Genomic DNA, 17,815 nt, shown 5'->3' on the forward strand with positions numbered 1-17,815 from the left:
GCCACACCACCGGCCAGCGCCAACGAGCACTCCCCCGACCGCAGCGCCTGCGCCGCGAGGTGCAACGCCACCAACGACGACGAGCACGCCGTGTCGATGGTGACGGCCGGTCCCTCGAAACCGAAGACATAGGAGACGCGGCCGGAGGCGATGGCGCCGGTGCCGCTGTTGGCGGCGTAGTCGTGGTACATCATCCCGGCGAACACGCCGGTGGCCGAACCCTTCAGCGTGGCCGGGTCGATACCCGCCCGCTCGATCGCCTCCCAGGCGGTCTCCAGCAGCAGCCGCTGCTGCGGGTCCATGCCCAGGGCCTCGTTCGGGCTGATGCCGAAGAAGGCCGGGTCGAAGTCGGCGGCGTCGTGCAGGAAGCCGCCGTGCTTGACGTAGCTGGTGTTGGGACGCTCCGAGGTCGGGTCGTACAGCTCCTCGATGTTCCACCCACGGTTGGTGGGGAACTCCGAGACCGCGTCCACCCCGTCGGCGACCAGCCGCCACAACTCCTCCGGCGTCTCCACCCCACCCGGGTAACGGCAGCTCATGCCGACGATGACGATCGGGTCCCCGTCGGTGCCCGCGGCGGCGGGCAGGGCCACCGGGGCGTCGGCGTCCTGGCCGGACAGTTCCTCCAGGAGGTGGCGGGCCACGTCGGCGGGGCTCGGGTAGTCGAAGACGAGGGTGGCGGGCAGCCGCAGACCGGTGTCTTCGTTGAGGCCGTTGCGCAGTTCGACGGCGGCCAGGGAGTCGACGCCGAGTTCCCGGAAGGCCCGTTGGGGCTCGACGGCCCCGGCGTCGGGGAAGCCGAGGACGACGGCGGCCCGGTTGAGGACCAGTTCGAGCAGCGCCGGCAGTCGCTCCTCCTCGGACAGCGAGGCGAGCCGGTGCTTGAGGGTGCCGGGCTCGGTCCTGGGCGTGCCGGCGCTGCGGCGGCGCCGGGTCGCGCCGGGTACCAGGGTGCGGAGCAGCGCGGGCGTGCCCTCGCCCTGGGAACGCAGCGCGTTCAGGTCGAACTTGACCGGGACCAGGGTGGGCTCGGCGCTGCGCTGGGCGGCGTCGAAGAGCGCGAGTCCCTCCTCGGGGGCGAGGGGGTGGATGCCGCCCTGGGAGATGCGGCCGCGCTCCGCCTCGTCGAGGGTGTCGGCCATGCCTCCGGCCCACAGGCCCCACGCGAGGGACTGCGCGGGCAGGCCGTTGGCCTTGCGGTGCGCGGCGAGCGCGTCCAGGAAGGCGTTGGCGGCGGCGTAGTTGCCCTGGCCGGGGGCGCCCAGGGTGCCGGAGCCGGAGGAGAAGAGGACGAAGGCGGTGAGGTTCCTGCCGGCGGTGAGTTCGTGCAGGTTCAGGGCCGCGTCCACCTTCGGACGCAGCACCCTCTCCACCCGCTCCGGCGTCAGGGACGCGATCACACCGTCGTCCAGGACACCCGCCACATGGACCACGCCGGAAAGATCTGCCACGCCGTCGAGGAGAGCGGCCAGCGCCTCCCGGTCCGCCGCGTCACAGGCCGCCACCGTCACCTCGGCACCCAGCCCGGACAGCTCCTCGACCAACTCCCGCATACCGGGAGCCTGTTCACCCCGGCGACTGGTCAGCAGCAGACGGCGCACACCGTACTCGGACACCAGATGCCGGGCGAACAGACCACCCAGCGTGCCCGTCGCACCCGTCACCAGCACCGTCCCCTCGGCGGAGAAGACCGGGGACTCGTCCGGCGCGAGCGGCGTGCGGGTCAGCCGGGCGCCGTGGGCGGTGCGACCGCGCACCACGACCTGCGGCTCGCCGGTCGCCAGCGCCAGAGCGACGGCGTCATCCGTGCCGGTTTCGGTCTCGATGCCGGTGTCCGTGTCGACCAGGACGAAACGGTCCGGGTCCTCGGCCTGCGCCGAGCGGACCAGGCCCCAGACGGCCGCACCGGCGAGGTCGGTGACGTCCTCGCCCGGCAGTGCCACCGCGCCCCGGGTGACGAACACCAGCCGGCCCTCGGCGGACTGCAACCGACCGAGCGCCTCGTGCACCGCGGAGCGCACCGCCTGCGCGTCGGCCCCGGGAACACCGGTGACGACCGTGACGGGCTCCTGCCCGCCGGACGGGGCGGCCGGGAGCGGGATCCACTCGACGTGGTAGAGGGAGTCCTGGAAGCCGGCCCGGGCGGCGGCGAGCTGTTCCTCGGAGATCTGCCGCAGCACCAGGGACTCGACGGTGGCCACGGGGCGCCCGCCGGCGTCGGCGAGGGCGAGGGAGACCCCCGACCCGGTCGGCGTCAGCCGCACGCGTACGGCGGCGGCTCCCGCCGCGTGCAGGGTGACCCCGGACCAGGCGAAGGGCAGGGCCGCCTGACCGCCGGTCACGCCGGTGAAGCTGACGGCGTGCAGGGCCGCGTCGAGGACGGCGGGGTGCAGGCCGAGCCGCTCGGCGTCCCGGTGGCCGCTCTCGGGGAGGGCGACCTCCGCATAGACGGTGTCGCCGTCGCGCCAGGCGGCCTTGAGGGACTGGAAGACCGGACCGTACTGGAGGCCGAGTCCGGCGAGGTCCGGGTAGAGCCCGGTCACGTCGACGGCTTCGGCGCCGGGCGGCGGCCACTGGGTCAGGTCGAAGCGGCCCTGGTCGGCGCCCGGTGCCAGCACACCGGCGGCGTGCCGGGTCCAGGGTGCGTCCGGGGCGGGGCGGGAGTGGACGGTCAGCGACCGGATGCCGGAGGCGTCGGCGGCGCCCACGGCGACCTGCACCTGCACCGACCCGCGCTCGGGCAGCGCGAGCGGCGCCTCCAGCGTCAGCTCCTCCAGGACGTCACAGCCGACCTGGTCGCCGGCCCGTACGGCCAGTTCGACGAACCCGGTGCCGGGGAACAGGACGGTGCCGCCCACCACGTGGTCGGCGAGCCACGGCTGGGCGGACGTGGAGAGCCGGCCGGTGAGCACCACACCGTCGCTGTCGGCCAGCGTCACGGCGGCGCCGAGCAGCGGATGGTCGGCGGCGTCGAGTCCGGCGGAGGACACGTCACCGGCGCCGTTCTCCGGGGTGATCCAGTAGTGGCCGCGCTGGAAGGCGTACGTCGGCAGCTCCACCCGGCCGGCGCCGCGGCCGGCGAGGACGCCCGCCCAGTCCACGGCCGCGCCGCACACATGCAGGTGCGCCACGGCGGTGAGGGCGGCGGTGGCCTCGGCACGGTCCTTGCGCAGGGCGGCCGTCAGCACGGCCGTCTCCGACTCGACCGACTGCTGCGCCATCGCGGTCAGCACACCGTCCGGCCCCAGCTCCAGGAACCGGGTCACTCCCTCCGACTCCAGCACCTTCACCGCGTCGGCGAAGCGGACGGCTTCGCGGACGTGGCGGACCCAGTACTCCGGATCCGACAGGTCGTCGGTGACCATAGCGCCGGTGAGGGTGGACACGATCGGGATCGACGGAGTGCCGTACTCCAACTCGCTTGCTATGGATCGGAATTCGGCGAGCATCGGCTCCATCAGCGGCGAGTGGAACGCGTGGGAGACCTTCAGCCGGGTCGTCTTACGACCCTCCGCCTCGAAGTGCGCCTTGACCCGCAGCGCCTCCGCCTCCACCCCGGAAACCACCACCGCAGTCGGACCATTGACGGCCGCAATGCCGACACCGTCGGCGAGCAGCGGACGTACCTCGTCCTCCGTCGCCTGCACGGCAACCATCGCGCCGCCCTCCGGCAACGCCTGCATCAACCGGCCACGAGCCGTGACCAGCCTCGCCGCATCCGCAAGCGACAGCACACCCGAGACATGCGCGGCAGCGAACTCACCAATCGAATGCCCGGCCAAGTAGTCCGGCTTGACACCCCACGACTCCACCAGCCGGTACAGCGCCACCTCAACCGCGAACAACGCCGGCTGCGTGAACTCCGTACGACTCAACCGCTCCGCGTCCTCACCCCAGACGACCTCACGCAACGGCAGCTCGATCACCTCGAGGACCGCATCGAAGGCCTCCGCGAACACCGGGAACGCGTCATACAACTCCCGGCCCATCCCGACCCGCTGCGCCCCCTGACCCGTGAACAGGAACGCCGTCAGGCCGTCGGTGATGGTGCCGCGGACGGTTTCGGGGCGGTTGTCGCCCTGGGCGAGGGCCGTCAGGGCGGTGACGGCCGAGTCCCGGTCGGCGGCCAGGACGACCGCGCGGTGTTCCAGCGCGGTGCGCGTGGTGGCCAGGGAGTGGCTGAGATCGAGGGGGCTGAGGTCGCCGCGCTCGGCGACATACGAGCCGATGCGCTCCGCCTGGGCGCGCAGGGCGTCGGCACTGCGGGCGGAGACCAGCCAGGGCAGGGGGGTGCCGGCCGGCCAGGGCGCCGGGGCGGTTTCCCGGGCGGCGTCCGCGTCGACGCCGGCGTCGGTGGCGTTGTCCTCGACGGGTGCCGGAGCCGGGGGCTCCTCCAGGATGAGGTGGGCGTTGGTGCCGCTCACGCCGAACGCGGAGACGGCGGCACGGCGCGGGTGCTCGCCGCGGGGCCAGGGGCGGGCCTCGGTCAGCAGTCTGACGTTGCCCGCGCTCCAGTCGACGTGGGTGGAGGGCCGGTCGATGTGCAGGGTCTGCGGCATGGTCTCGTGCCGCATCGCCATGACCATCTTGATGATGCCGCCGACGCCGGCGGCGGCCTGCGCGTGCCCGATGTTGGACTTCAGGGAGCCCAGCCACAGCGGGCGGTCCTCGGGGCGGCCCTGGCCGTAGGTGGCCAGCAGGGCCTGCGCCTCGATCGGGTCGCCGAGGGTGGTGCCGGTGCCGTGGCCCTCGACCAGGTCGAGCTGGGTCGCGGAGATCCCGGCGGCGCCGAGCGCCTCGCGGATGACGCGCTGCTGGGAAGGGCCGTTGGGGGCGGTGAGGCCGTTGCTGGCGCCGTCCTGGTTGATCGCCGAGCCCTTGACGACGGCGAGGACGGGGTGGCCGTTGGCGCGGGCGTCGGAGAGGCGTTCCAGGACGAGGATGCCGGCGCCCTCGGCCCAGCCGGTGCCGTCGGCGGCGTCCGCGTAGGCCTTGGGGCGGCCGTCTGCGGCGAGGCCGCCCTGCCGGGCCATGCCGAGGAAGGGGCCGGGTGTGGACATCACCATGACGCCGCCGGCGAGCGCGAGGCTGCACTCGCGTTCGCGCAGCGCCTGGGCGGCGAGGTGGACGGCCACGAGCGAGGAGGAGCAGGCGGTGTCCACGGTCACCGCGGGCCCTTCGAGGCCGAGGGTGTAGGAGACCCGGCCGGCGATGACGGCGGCGACGGCCGCGGTGCCCATGAAGGGGCCGGCCGCCTCGGGCGCGGTGTTGAGCAGGTCGCCGTAGTCCTGGAAGCCGGAGCCGGCGAAGACGGCCACCTGGCCGCCGCGCACCTTGTCGGCGGGGATGCCGGCCCGCTCCAGCGCCTCCCAGGACAGTTCGAGCATGAGCCGCTGCTGCGGGTCCATGGCGACGGCCTCGCGCGGCGAGATGCCGAAGAAGGCGGGGTCGAACTCGGCGGCGCCGTCGATGAATCCGCCGCTGCGCGCGAAGTCGATGTCGTCGACCGAGTCCAGGTTCCAGCCGCGGTCGGCCGGGAAGGGGCCGACCGCGTCGACCCCGTCGGCCACCAGCCGCCACAGCTCCTCGGGCGAGGCGACCCCGCCGGGGTAGCGGCAGCTCATGGCCACGATGGCGATCGGGTCCTGTTCCCTGGCCTCGTACTCCTGGAGCCTGCGGCGGGTCTGGGCCAGGTCGGCCGTGACCCGCTTGAGGTACTCGAGGAGCTTCTGATCGTCAGCCATCTGCCCGCCTCGCAACGTCCTTTGGAATACGCCTGGTTCGGTGGTTCGGGTCATGCTCGGGTTGTGCCGGTGGTGCCAATTCAGTGGTGCTGCAGGTGGTGCGGGTGGTGCGGGTGGAGCGGGGCTGCTCAGGCGAGGCCCAGTTCCTTGTCGATGAAGGACAGGACGTCGTCGACGGTCGCGTCGTCGGCGAGCTGTTCCTCGGCGGAGGGCCCGGTTCCGGTGCCGGCGAGCCGGGCCGTGAGGGTCTGGAGCCGGCCGGGGATGCGGTGCCGTTCGATGTCCTCGGGCGGCAGGGCCGCCAGCGTCTCCTCGAGCCGGTCGAGTTCGGCGAGGACGGCCATGACGCCGCCGCCGTCGCCGTCCGGGCACAGTTCGCCGTGCAGGTGGGCGGCGAGCGCGGCCGGGGTGGCGTGGTCGAAGACCAGCGTGGCCGACAGCTTCAGGCCGGTCGCGGCGGACAGCGCCTGCTTGAGGTCGGTGGCGGCCACGGAGTCGAAGCCGTGGTCGGTGAAGGGCCGGGCCGGGTCCAGGTCCGCCGGGTCGTCGTAGCCGAGCAGCGTGGCCACGTGGGTGCGGACGAGGTCCAGGACCGCCCGGCCCTGCTGGGCCCGGGGCAGCTCCGCCAGCCGGGCGGCGAAGCCGGGCCCGTCCGCCCCCGCTCCGCCGTCCGCCGCGCCCGCCGTCAGCGCGGCCCGGGTCTCGGGCACCGCGTCGATCAGGGGGCGGGGGCGGGCCATGGTGTAGACGGGGGCGAAGCGCGCCCAGTCGATGTCCGCGACGACGAGGTGGGTCAGGTCGCGGTCGAGGATGCGGCCGAGGGCGGCCACGGCGAGGTGGGGGTCCATCGGCGGGGTGCCGATCCGGCTGAGGGCGGCGCCGAGTTCGGCGTCGACCATGCCGCCGTCCCAGGAGCCCCAGGCGACGGAGGTCGCGGTGGCGCCGCGGGCCCGGCGGGCACGGGCGAGCGCGTCCAGGGCGGCGTTGGCGCTTCCGTAGGCCGCCTGTCCGGTGCTGCCCCAGACCGCGGATCCGGAGGAGAACAGCACGAAGGCGTCCAGCGGGCGGTCGCCGAGCAGTTCGTCGAGGTGCCGGGCGCCGGCCACCTTGGCGTCGGCGACGGCCGCGAACTCCTCCAGGGTCAGGTCGGACAGCGGGGCGATGCGCTGCATGACGCCGGCCGCGTGCACGACCGCGGTCAGCGGCGACTCCTCGGGGACCGACTCCAGCAGGCGGCGTACCGCCTCGCGGTCGGCGACGTCGCAGGCCTCGACGGTGACCCGGGTGCCGCGTGCGGCCAGTTCGGCGACGAGTGCCGCGACGCCTTCCGCGTCCGGTCCGCGCCGGCTGGTGAGCACGAGGTGTTCGGCGCCCCGGTCGGCGAGCAGCCGGGCGACATGGGCGCCGAGCCCGCCGGTTCCCCCGGTGATCAGCGTGGTACCGCGGGGCTTCCAGGCGCGTACGGGGGGCCGGTCGGCCAGTGCCGTGCGGACCATGCGGCGGCCGAGCACCCGGTCGCCGCGCACGGCGAGCTGGTCCTCGTCGCCGGGTGCGGCGAGCACCTGGCACAGCAGTCGCACGATGTCGGCGTCCACGGTGGCCGGCAGGTCGACCAGACCGCCCCAGCGCTCGGGCAGGTCGAGGCCGAGGGCGGAACCGAGGCCCCAGACCGCCGCCTGCGCGGGGTCGGCCGTTCCGTTGCCGGGTCCGGCGGCGACCGCCTGGGCGGTGACACACCACAGCGGGGCGCCGATCCCGGCGTCCTCCAGGGCCTGTACCAACGTGACCGTGGCGGCAGTGCCGCGGGACACGGACTCGTGCCGCGGGTGCGGGCGGTTGTCGAGGGCGAGCAGGGAGAGGGTGCCGGCAAGGTTGGTGTAGGCGCGCAGCTGCCCGGCGAGGGCCTCCCTGTTCTGGTCGCCGACCTCCAGCCGTACCGTCCACACGCCCTGCGTGGCCAGCCCCTCGCTGACGGCCCGCACGCGCGGATCGTCGGTGCAGCCCTCGGGTACGGCGAGCAGCCAGGTGCCGTCGGGGGTGGTGCGCTCGGCGGAGGCGAGGGTGACCGGCTGCCAGTCGACGCGGTAGCACCAGGAGTCGGTGCGGGCCTCGTCGCGCTGCCGGCGCCGCCAGTCCTTCAGGGCGGGCAGCACCTCGCCCAGTACGGGTGCCGGTACGCCGATCCGGTCGGCCAGGGTGGCGGCGTCCGCCCGCTCCAGTGCGTTCCACACGGCGGTGTCGACGGCGTCCGCGGTGACGGGCGCGGTGCCGGCGGCCGTCTCCGGGTCGCGCCAGTACCAGCGGCGCTGGAAGGCGTACGTGGGCAGGTCGACCGGCCGCGCTCCGCGTCCGGCGAAGAAGGCCCGCCAGTCGACGGTGACGCCCCGGCAGTGGGCCTGGGCGAGAGCGGTGACCAGTTCGGTCTCCTCCTCGCGCTCGCGGCGCAGCAAGCCGACGAAGGCGCCCTCGGCGGACTGCGGACCCATCGCGGACAGGGCCGCGTCGGGGCCGAGTTCGAGGTACGTGGTGACACCCTTGTCGGCCAGCACCTTCACCGCGTCCGCGAACCGGACGGCTTCGCGGACGTGCCGGACCCAGTACTCCGGATCCGACAGGTCGTCGGTGACCAGGGCGCCGGTGAGGGTGGAGACGATCGGGATCGACGGAGTGCCGTACTCCAACTCGCTTGCTATGGATCGGAATTCGGCGAGCATCGGCTCCATCAGCGGCGAGTGGAACGCGTGGGAGACCTTCAGCCGGGTCGTCTTACGCCCCTCCGCCTCGAAATGCGCCTTGATCCGCAGCGCCTCCGCCTCCACACCGGAAACCACCACCGACTGGGGACCGTTGACGGCCGCAATACCGACACCGTCCACCAACAGAGGACGCACTTCTTCCTCGGTCGCCTGCACGGCGACCATCGCGCCGCCCTCCGGCAACGCCTGCATCAACCGGCCACGAGCCACCACCAGCCTCGCCGCATCCGCAAGCGACAGCACACCCGAGACATGGGCGGCGGCGAACTCACCGATCGAGTGCCCGGCAAGGTAGTCCGGCTTGACACCCCAGGACTCCACCAACCGGTACAGCGCCACCTCAACCGCGAACAACGCCGGCTGCGTGAACTCCGTACGACTCAACCGCTCCGCGTCCTCACCCCAGACGACCTCACGCAACGGCAGCTCGATCACCTCGAGGACCGCATCGAAGGCCTCCGCGAACACCGGGAACGCGTCATACAACTCCCGGCCCATCCCGACCCGCTGCGCCCCCTGACCCGTGAACAGGAACGCCGTCAGGCCGTCGGGGACGACGGTGCTCTGGACGATGCCGGGTGAGGGGCGGCCCTCGGCCAGGGCCGTGAGCCGGCGGAGCAGTTCGGTGCGGTCGGTGGCGATGACGGCGGCCCGGTCCTGCAGAGCCGTGCGTGCAGTGGCCAGGGAGTGGCCCAGGTCGAGCGGAGTGGGCTCGTCGTCGGCCGCGGCGCGGGTCAGCAGGCGCCGGGCCTGGTCGCGCAGGGCGTCCGTGCCCTTGGCGGACAGCAGGAGCGGGATCACCTCGGCGGTGCCGGTCGCCGGCTCGGCCGGTTCGGTCTCCTCCGGCTCCTCGGCGGCCGGGGCCTCCTCGATGATGACGTGGCCGTTGGTGCCGCTGAACCCGAAGGAGGAGACGCCGGCCCGGCGGGGACGGCCGGGGTCGGCGGGCCACTCCTGGGGCTCGGTGAGCAGCCGTACCGCTCCCTGGGTCCAGTCGACCTTGTTGCTCGGCTCGTCCACGTGCAGGGTGCGGGGCAGGGTCCCGTGGCGCATCGCCTCGACCATCTTGATGATGCCGCCGACACCGGCGGCGGCCTGCGCGTGCCCGATGTTGGACTTCAGGGAGCCCAGCCACAGCGGGCGGTCCTCGGGGCGGCCCTGGCCATAGGTGGCCAGCAGCGCCTGCGCCTCGATCGGGTCGCCGAGTACCGTGCCCGTGCCGTGCGCCTCCACCGCGTCGACCTGGTCCGCGGTGAGCTGCGCGGAGGCCAGTGCCTCCTGGATGACCCGGCGCTGGGAGGGGCCGTTGGGGGCGGAGATGCCGTTGCTGGCGCCGTCCTGGTTGACCGCGCTGCCGCGGACCACGGCGAGCACCGGGTGGCCGTTGCGGCGGGCGTCGGAGAGCCGCTCCACGAGCAGCATGCCCACGCCCTCGCCCCAGCCGGTGCCGTCGGCGGCGTCGGCGAAGGACTTGCAGCGGCCGTCGGGGGACAGTCCGCGGTCCTGGCTGAAGCCGACGAAGGCGTGCGGGTGGGCCATCACGGTCGCGCCGCCCGCGAGGGCGAGGGAGCAGTCCCCGGCACGCAGCGCGCGGACCGCCAGGTGCAGGGCGACCAGGGAGGAGGAGCAGGCGGTGTCGACCGTGACGGCCGGGCCCTCCAGGCCGAGGGTGTAGGCGATGCGGCCGGAGGCGACGCTGGCCAGGCTGCCGGTGCCGCCGCCGACGAGGTAGTCGTGGTAGACCACGCCGACGTACACGCCCGTCTTCGTCTCCTTGAGCGTGACCGGGTCGATGCCCGCGCGCTCCAGGGTCTCCCAGGCGGTCTCCAGCAGCAGCCGTTGCTGCGGGTCGGTCTCCTTGGCCTCCTTCGGGCCCATCTTGAAGAAGTCGGCGTCGAAGTACCCGGCGTCGTGCAGGAACCCGCCCTGGCGGCTGTAGGTCCTGCCGGGCTTGGCGGGCTCGGGGTCGTAGAGCGCCTCCGTGTCCCAGCCGCGGTTGTCCGGGAAGTAGGAGATGGCGTCGCGGCCGGAGTCCACCAGCTCCCACAGTTCCTCGGGCGTGCCGACGCCGCCCGGGTAGCGGCAGCTCATGGCCACGATGGCGATCGGCTCGTGGTCCTTGGTCTCGGCCTCGCGCAGCCTGCGCCGGGTCTGCTGGAGATCGGCCGTGGCGCGCCTGAGGTAGTCACGAAGTTTGTCGTCATTCCCCATCGCTCATGAACCAATCTCGAGGTTGTCCAGGGCCTGGAAGAGTTCGTCGTCCGTGGCCGTGGTGAAGTCGTCGTCCGGCTGCTCCTCGGCCGTCCCGCGGCGGGTGTCGCGCCAGGTGCGCAGCAACGCCTCCAGTCGGGCGGTGATCCGTGCGGTGTCGCCGTTCAGCTCGGGGGCGGCGGACAGGGCCGCTTCGACCCGGTCGAGTTCGGCGAGCAGCGGCTGGGCCGGTCCGGCCCCTCCCGCCGTCTCCTCCTGGAGCAGCAGTGCCGCCACGGCCTGGGAGTTGGGGTGGTCGAAGGCCAGGGTGGCCGGCAGGTGGTGGCCCGTGACGCGGGTGAGCCGCTTGCGCAGTTCGCCTGCCGCGACCGAGTCGAAGCCGAGTTCGGTGAAGGCCCGGTCGGGCTCGACGGCGTCGCCCGACTCGTGGCCGAGCACCGCGGCGACCTGGTCGCGCACCAGCGTCAGTACGGCGCGTTCGCGTTCGCCGTCGGGAAGGGCGAGGATCTCCGCCCAGCGCCCGGTGTCGGCGTCGTCGGGTTCTGCCGCGCCGGCCGTACCACCGATGGCCACCACGCCTGCGGCGCCGGTCTCGGCGAGCCAGTAGGGGCGGCGCTGGAAGGCGTAGGTCGGCAGGTCGACCTTGCCGGCGGGGTGTCCGGCGAAGTACGCCGTCCAGTCGACGGCGACACCCCGGCAGTGGGCCAGCGCGACCGCGGCCGTCAGCTCCCGCCGCTCCGCACGGCCCCGGCGCAGCGCGGCCACGAACACGGCGTCGGCCTCGTCCCCGTCGGGCAGGCAGTCGGGCCCGGTGGCGGTCAGGGCCGCGTCCGGTCCGATCTCCAGGAACGTGCCGACCCGCAGCGCCGCCAGTTGGTGCACCGCGTCGGCGAAGCGCACGGTGGCACCGACGTGCCGGACCCAGTACTCGGGAGTTCCTATCTCGTCCCTGTCGACGGTGGTGCCGGTGACGGTGGACACGATCGGGATGTTCGGTTCGCCGTACTCCAACTCGCCTGCCACTGCCTGGAATTCGGCGAGCATCGGTTGCATCAGCGGCGAGTGGAACGCGTGCGAGACCTTCAGCCGGGTGGTCTTACGACCCTCCGCCTCGAAGTGCGCCTTGATCCGCAGCGCCTCCGCCTCCACACCGGAAACCACCACCGACTGAGGACCGTTGACGGCCGCGATACCGACACCGTCCACCAACAGCGGACGTACCTCGTCCTCCGTCGCCTGGACGGCAACCATCGCGCCGCCCTCCGGCAACGCCTGCATCAGACGGCCACGAGCGGTGACCAGCCTCGCCGCATCCGCGAGCGACAGGACACCCGAGACATGCGCGGCGGCGAACTCACCGATGGAGTGCCCGGCCAGATAGTCCGGCTTGACACCCCACGACTCCACCAGCCGGTACAGCGCCACCTCAAGCGCGAACAACGCCGGCTGCGTGAACTCCGTACGACTCAACCGCTCCGCGTCCTCGCCCCAGACGACCTCACGCAACGGCAGCTCGATCGCGGAAAGCACCGCATCGAAGGCCTCCGCGAACACCGGGAACGCGTCATACAACTCCCGGCCCATCCCGACCCGCTGCGCCCCCTGACCCGTGAACAGGAAGGCGAGCTTGCGGCCGGAGGTGCGGGCGCGGTCGGTGACGGCGGTGGCGGGGAGGTCCCCCTCGGCGAGGGCGGTGAGGGTGCGCAGGGCGTCGTCGTGGTTCTCGGCGAGGACCGCGGCACGGTGCTCGAAGGCGGTGCGTTCGACGGCGAGTGCGCGGGCGGTCTCCGGTGCGCCGGCCCGCGGGGCGGTGCCGAGCCAGGCGGCGAGCTTGGCGGCCTGGGCGCGCAGGGCCTGCGGGGTACGGCCGGACAGCAGCCAGGGCAGGACTCCGGAGGGGGCGGCGTCGGCGTCCACGGGCTGCTCGGACGGCTCGGTGGCTTCTTCGGCCTGTTCCACGATGACGTGGGCGTTGGTGCCGCTGATGCCGAAGGAGGAGACGGCGGCACGGCGGGGCGTGTCGCCGGCCGGCCAGTCGCGGGCCTCGGTGAGCAGCCGCAGGTTGCCGGCCGTCCAGTCGACCTTGGTGGAGGGGGCGTCGGCGTGCAGGGTCCGGGGCAGGACACCGTGCCGGACCGCCTCGATCACCTTGATGACCCCGGCGACGCCGGCGGCGGCCTGGGTGTGGCCGATGTTCGACTTGATGGAGCCGAGCCAGACGGGCCGGTCCGCGGGGCGGTCCTGGCCGTAGGTGGCCAGCAGCGCCTGCGCCTCGATCGGGTCGCCCAGGGTGGTGCCGGTGCCGTGCGCCTCGACCAGGTCGACGTCGGCCGGGGTGAGGCCGGCGCTGGTGAGGGCCTGGCGGATGACGCGCTGCTGGGCGGGGCCGTTGGGGGCGGAGATGCCGTTGCTGGCGCCGTCCTGGTTGACCGCGCTGCCGCGGACCACGGCGAGCACGGGGTGACCGTGGGCGCGGGCGTCGGACAGGCGCTCGACGAGGAGGAGGCCGACGCCCTCGGAGAAGCCGGTGCCGTCGGCCTGCTCGGCGAAGGAACGGCAGCGGCCGTCGGGGGACAGCCCCTGCTGGAGGCCGAACTCCACGAGAACCTCGGTGGTGGCCATCACGGTCACGCCGCCGGCCAGGGCGAGGGTGCACTCGCCCGAGCGCAGGGCCTGGATCGCGAGGTGCAGGGCGACCAGGGAGGAGGAGCAGGCGGTGTCGACGGTGACGGCCGGGCCTTCGAGCCCGTATGTGTAGGACAGGCGGCCGGAGTTGATGGAGCCGGTGGCACGGGAGTTGGCGTAGTCGTGGTACATGGCGCCGGTGTAGACGCCGGTGCGGCTGCCGCGGAGGGTGGCGGGGTCGATGCCGGCCCGTTCGAAGACCTCCCAGGAGGTCTCCAGCAGCAGTCGCTGCTGCGGGTCCATGCCGAGGGCTTCGTTCGGGGAGATGCCGAAGAACTCGGCGTCGAACTCGGCGGCGTCGTGGAGGAAGCCGCCGTAGCGGGTGTAGGTGCGGCCGGGGGTGCCGGGCTCGGGGTGGTAGACGCCCTCGATGTCCCAGCCCCGGTCGGTGGGGAAGGCGGAGACGGTCTCGGTGCCTTCGGCGACGAGCCGCCACAGGTCCTCGGGGGTGCGGACGCCGCCGGGGAAGCGGCAGGCCATGGCGACCACGGCGATCGGTTCGTCGGCCGCGCCGGTGGTGGCGGGGGCGGGCGCCTGGGCCGTGGTGGCGCCGAGCGCGGTCTCCTTGAGGAACCGGGCGGCGGCGCGGGCGCTGGGGTGGTCGAAGACGAGGGTGGCGGGCAGGCGCAGGCCGGTGGCGGCGGTGATCCGGTTGCGCAGTTCGACGGCGGTCAGGGAGTCGAAGCCGAGTTCCTTGAACGCCTTGTCGGGTTCGACGGCGTCGGCGGAGTCGTGGCCGAGGACGCCGGCGACGTGGGTGCGGACCAGGTCGATCAGGAGTGTGTCGCGCTCGGGTTCCGGCAGCCGGGCCAGCCGGTCGGCCAGCGACGAGGCGTCGGTGCCGCCGGTGCGGGCGGTCTTGCGGGCCGGGACGCGCACCAGGTCGCCGAGGATGCTGTGCGTCTGGCCGGCGCCGGCCTGGGCACGCAGGGCGGCCAGGTCGAGGCGGAGCAGCAGCAGGAGCGGCTCGGTGGCGGTGAGGGCCTGGTCGAACAGGGCGAGGCCCTCGGCCGTGGTCATGGCGGGGAAGCCCTGGCGGCGCAGGCGTTCGGTGTCGGCCTCGTCGAGGTTCCCGGTCATGCCGGTGGCCTCGGCCCACAGGCCCCAGGCCATGGAGGTGGCGGGGAGTCCGGCCGCGCGGCGGTGGGCGGCGAGGGCGTCCAGGAAGACGTTGGCGGTGGCGTAGTTGGCCTGGCCGGCGGCGCCCAGGGTGCCGGCGGCGGAGGAGAACAGCGCGAAGAGGGCGAGGTCGTGGCCGGCGGTGAGTTCGTGCAGGTGCCAGGCGGCGTCGGCCTTGGGGGCGAGGACGGTGTCGAGGCGCTCGGGGGTGAGAGCGGTGACGGTGCCGTCGTCCAGGACGCCCGCCGCGTGGATGACGGCGGTGAGGGGGCGTGCCGCGGGGATGGTGCCGAGCAGGTCGGCCAGGGCGTCGCGGTCGGACACGTCGCAGGCGGCGAGGGTGACCTCGGCTCCCGACTCGGTGAGTTCCGCTCGGAGTTCGGCGGCGCCGGGGGCGTCCGCGCCGCGGCGGCTGGTCAGCAGCAGGTGCCGTACGCCGTGCTCGGTGACGAGGTGGCGGGCGACGAGGGCGCCCAGGCCGCTGGTGCCGCCGGTGATCAGCACGGTGCCCTCGGGGTCGAGGGCGGCCGGGTCGGCGGGAGTCGCGGGTTCGGTGGTGCGGGCCAGCCGGGGGACGAACAGGGTGCCGTCGCGCAGGGCCAGTTCGGGTTCGCCGGAGGCCAGGGCGGCGGCGAGGGCGGTGCGCGAGACGTCGGTGCCGTCGAGGTCGGCGAGGGTGAGCAGGCCGGGGTTCTCGGCCTGGGCGGCGCGCAGCAGACCCCAGGCGGGGGCGAGGGCGAGGGCGGGTGCCGGGTCGCCGGGGAGGGCGAGGGCGCCGTGGGTGACGACGACGAGGTGGGCGTCGGCGTAGCGCTCGTCGCCGAGCCAGGTCTGGACGAGGTCCAGGGCGCGGTGGGCGGTGGTGTGTACGGCGTCGAGGGTGCCGTCACCGGCGGGGGCGTCGAAGTCGACGACCACCGTGGGCGGGACGGGCCGGTCGGCGTCCAGTTGGTCCAGGCCGGAGACGTGGACGGGGTCCGGCCGGTCGGCGCCGTCCAGGGGAAGGGTGGTCCAGTTGAGGCGGTGGGGCAGTTCGCGGCGTCCGCCGGCGGCCTCGAGCTGTCCGGCGGAGACGGCGCGGGCCGCGATGGACTCGACGCTGACGACCGGGCTGCCACTGGTGTCGGCGGCCTCCAGCAGGGTGTTGCCCTGCGCGTCGGTGACGAGCCGCACGCGCAGCGCGGTGGCGCCGACGGCGTGCAGCCGGACTCCGGTCCAGGCGAAGGGGAGGACCGTTTCTCCGTCGTCCTGCCCCGGCCTGCCGACGAGTTCGGTGTGCAGGGCCGCGTCCAGCAGCGCCGGGTGCAGGCCGAAGGCGTGGGCGTCCGCGTGTGCCTGCTCGGGCAGGGTGACCTCGGCGAACAGCTCCTCGCCGCGCCGCCAGGCGGCGGTGAGGCCCTGGAACACGGGCCCGTAGGCGTAGCCGCGGCCGAAGAGCCGCTCGTAGGCGCCGTCCAGGCCGATCGGTTGGGCACCGGCGGGCGGCCACTGGGTGAGGTCGAAGCCGGCGTCGGAGGTCTGCGCGGTCAGCGCGCCGGAGGCGTGCCGGACCCACGGCTGGTCCTCGCCGTCGGCGCGGGAGTGGATGCCGACGGTCCGGGCGCCGGCGTCGTCGGGGGCGCCGACCAGGACCTGCAGGGCCACTCCGCCGCGCTCGGGCAGGACGAGCGGTGCGTGCAGGGTCAGTTCGTCGAGCGTGCCGCAGCCGACCTGGTCGCCGGCCCGGACGGCCAGCTCCACGAAGGCGGTGCCGGGCAGCAGGACGGCGCCGAGCGCCTCGTGGTCGGCGAGCCAGGGGTGGGTGCTCAGCGACAGGCGGCCGGTGAAGACGTGGCCGCCGGACTCGGCGGTCTCCACGGCGGCGGCCAGCAGCGGGTGTTCGAGGCCGACCTGGCCGAGGTCGGGCACTCCGCCGCCCACGGTGGGCACCTTGCGCCAGTAGCGCTTGCGCCGGAAGGCGTAGGTCGGCAGGTCGGTGGTGCGGGCGCCGGTGCCGTCGTAGAAGGCGGCCCAGTCCACGGGGGCGCCGCGCACCCAGGCCTCGGCGAGCGAGGTGGCGAACCGGAGCAGGCCGCCCTCGTTCCGGCGCAGGGAGCCGACCACGCCGGCCTGCTTGCCGGCGGCGTCGACGGACTCCTGGACGCCGTTCTTGAGGATGTGGTGCGCCGTCGGCTCCACGAACAGGGTGAAGCCGTCGCGCAGCAGGGCCCGGGTGGCCTCGTCGAAGCGGACGGTCCGGCGCAGGTTGGTGTACCAGTAGGCGCCGTCCAGCTGTACGGTGTCGAGGAGGTCGCCGGTGACGGTGGAGTAGAACGGCAGCCGGACCGAGCGCGGGGCGACGGGTGCGAGGACCTCGCCGAGCCGGTCCTCGATCTCCTCCACGAAGTGCGAGTGGGAGGCGTAGTCGACGGGGATGCGGCGGACCCGCACGCCCTCCTCGGTCAGCTCGGCGAAGAGTTCGTCGAGGGAGTCGGTCTCTCCGCAGACGACCGCGGTGGAGGTGCCGTTGACGGCGGCCAGCTGGAGGCGGCCGTTCCAGCGGTCCAGGCGTGGGGAGATCTCCGCGGCGGGCAGCGGCACGGACATCATGCCGCCCTTGCCGGCGAGGCGCTCCTTGATGACCTGGCTGCGCAGGGCGACGACGCGGGCGCCGTCCTGCAGGGAGAGCGCGCCGGCGACGGTGGCCGCGGCGATCTCGCCCTGGGAGTGCCCGACGACCGCGGAGGGCTCGACGCCGTAGGAGCGCCACAGCGCGGCCAGCGACACCATGACGGCCCACAGCACCGGCTGGACGACGTCCACCGGTTCCAGGGTGGGCTGTCCCTCCGCGCCCCGCAGCACACCGATCAGGTCCCAGTCGACGAACTCGGCCAGGGCGTGTGCGCAGGCCGTCATCTGGGTGGCGAACACCGGGGACTGGTCGAGGAGTTCGACGGCCATGCCGTCCCACTGCGAGCCCTGTCCGGGGAAGACGAAGACGGTGCGCGGCTCACCGCCGCCGGCGGCGCCGGAGACGACCGAGGCGCCGGTGCCGGTGCCGGCGAAGGAGCCGAGGGAGCCGAGCAGGGTGTCGCGGTCGGTGCCGAGCACGACCGCCCGGTGCGGCAGCCCGGCCCGCGTCGTCGCGAGCGACAGGCCGATGTCGGCGGGGCGTTCGCCGGGCCGGTCGCTCACGTGGTTCCACAGCTTCTCGGCCTGTGCCCGCAGCGCGTTCGCGCTCTTCCCCGAGACGATCCACGGAATCACCCCAGAGAATTCCTCAGCGCCCACCCGGGCCACCCCCTCGACTGCGTGTCGCAT

At 73.9% G+C, this 17,815-nt stretch carries 2 protein-coding genes and 1 pseudogene; all 3 read right to left on the reverse strand.

Going from position 1 to position 17,815, the window contains the following annotated elements:
• Positions 1–5,759, reverse strand: a 5,759-nt coding sequence (locus ACFYZB_RS40520; RefSeq protein ID WP_388766964.1) for an SDR family NAD(P)-dependent oxidoreductase, incomplete at its 3' end; no start/stop codon positions are given.
• Positions 5,760–5,872: 113 nt separating this feature from the next.
• Complete coding sequence (locus tag ACFYZB_RS40525) at positions 5,873–10,711, reverse strand: type I polyketide synthase (RefSeq protein WP_388766938.1); 4,839 nt, start codon at positions 10,709–10,711, stop codon at positions 5,873–5,875.
• 3 nt (positions 10,712–10,714) lie between these two features.
• Positions 10,715–17,761 (reverse strand): annotated as a pseudogene (locus tag ACFYZB_RS40530) (SDR family NAD(P)-dependent oxidoreductase); the annotation flags it as partial.
• Positions 17,762–17,815: the final 54 nt, after the last annotated feature.

Source organism: Streptomyces sp. NPDC001852 (genome assembly GCF_042891825.1).
Taxonomy (GTDB): domain Bacteria; phylum Actinomycetota; class Actinomycetes; order Streptomycetales; family Streptomycetaceae; genus Streptomyces.

Bases quoted from the DNA above. Each gene is read 5' to 3' on its own strand.
- ACFYZB_RS40525 (WP_388766938.1), bottom strand. From the start codon at position 10,711: ATGGGGAATGACGACAAACTTCGTGACTACCTCAGGCGCGCCACGGCC.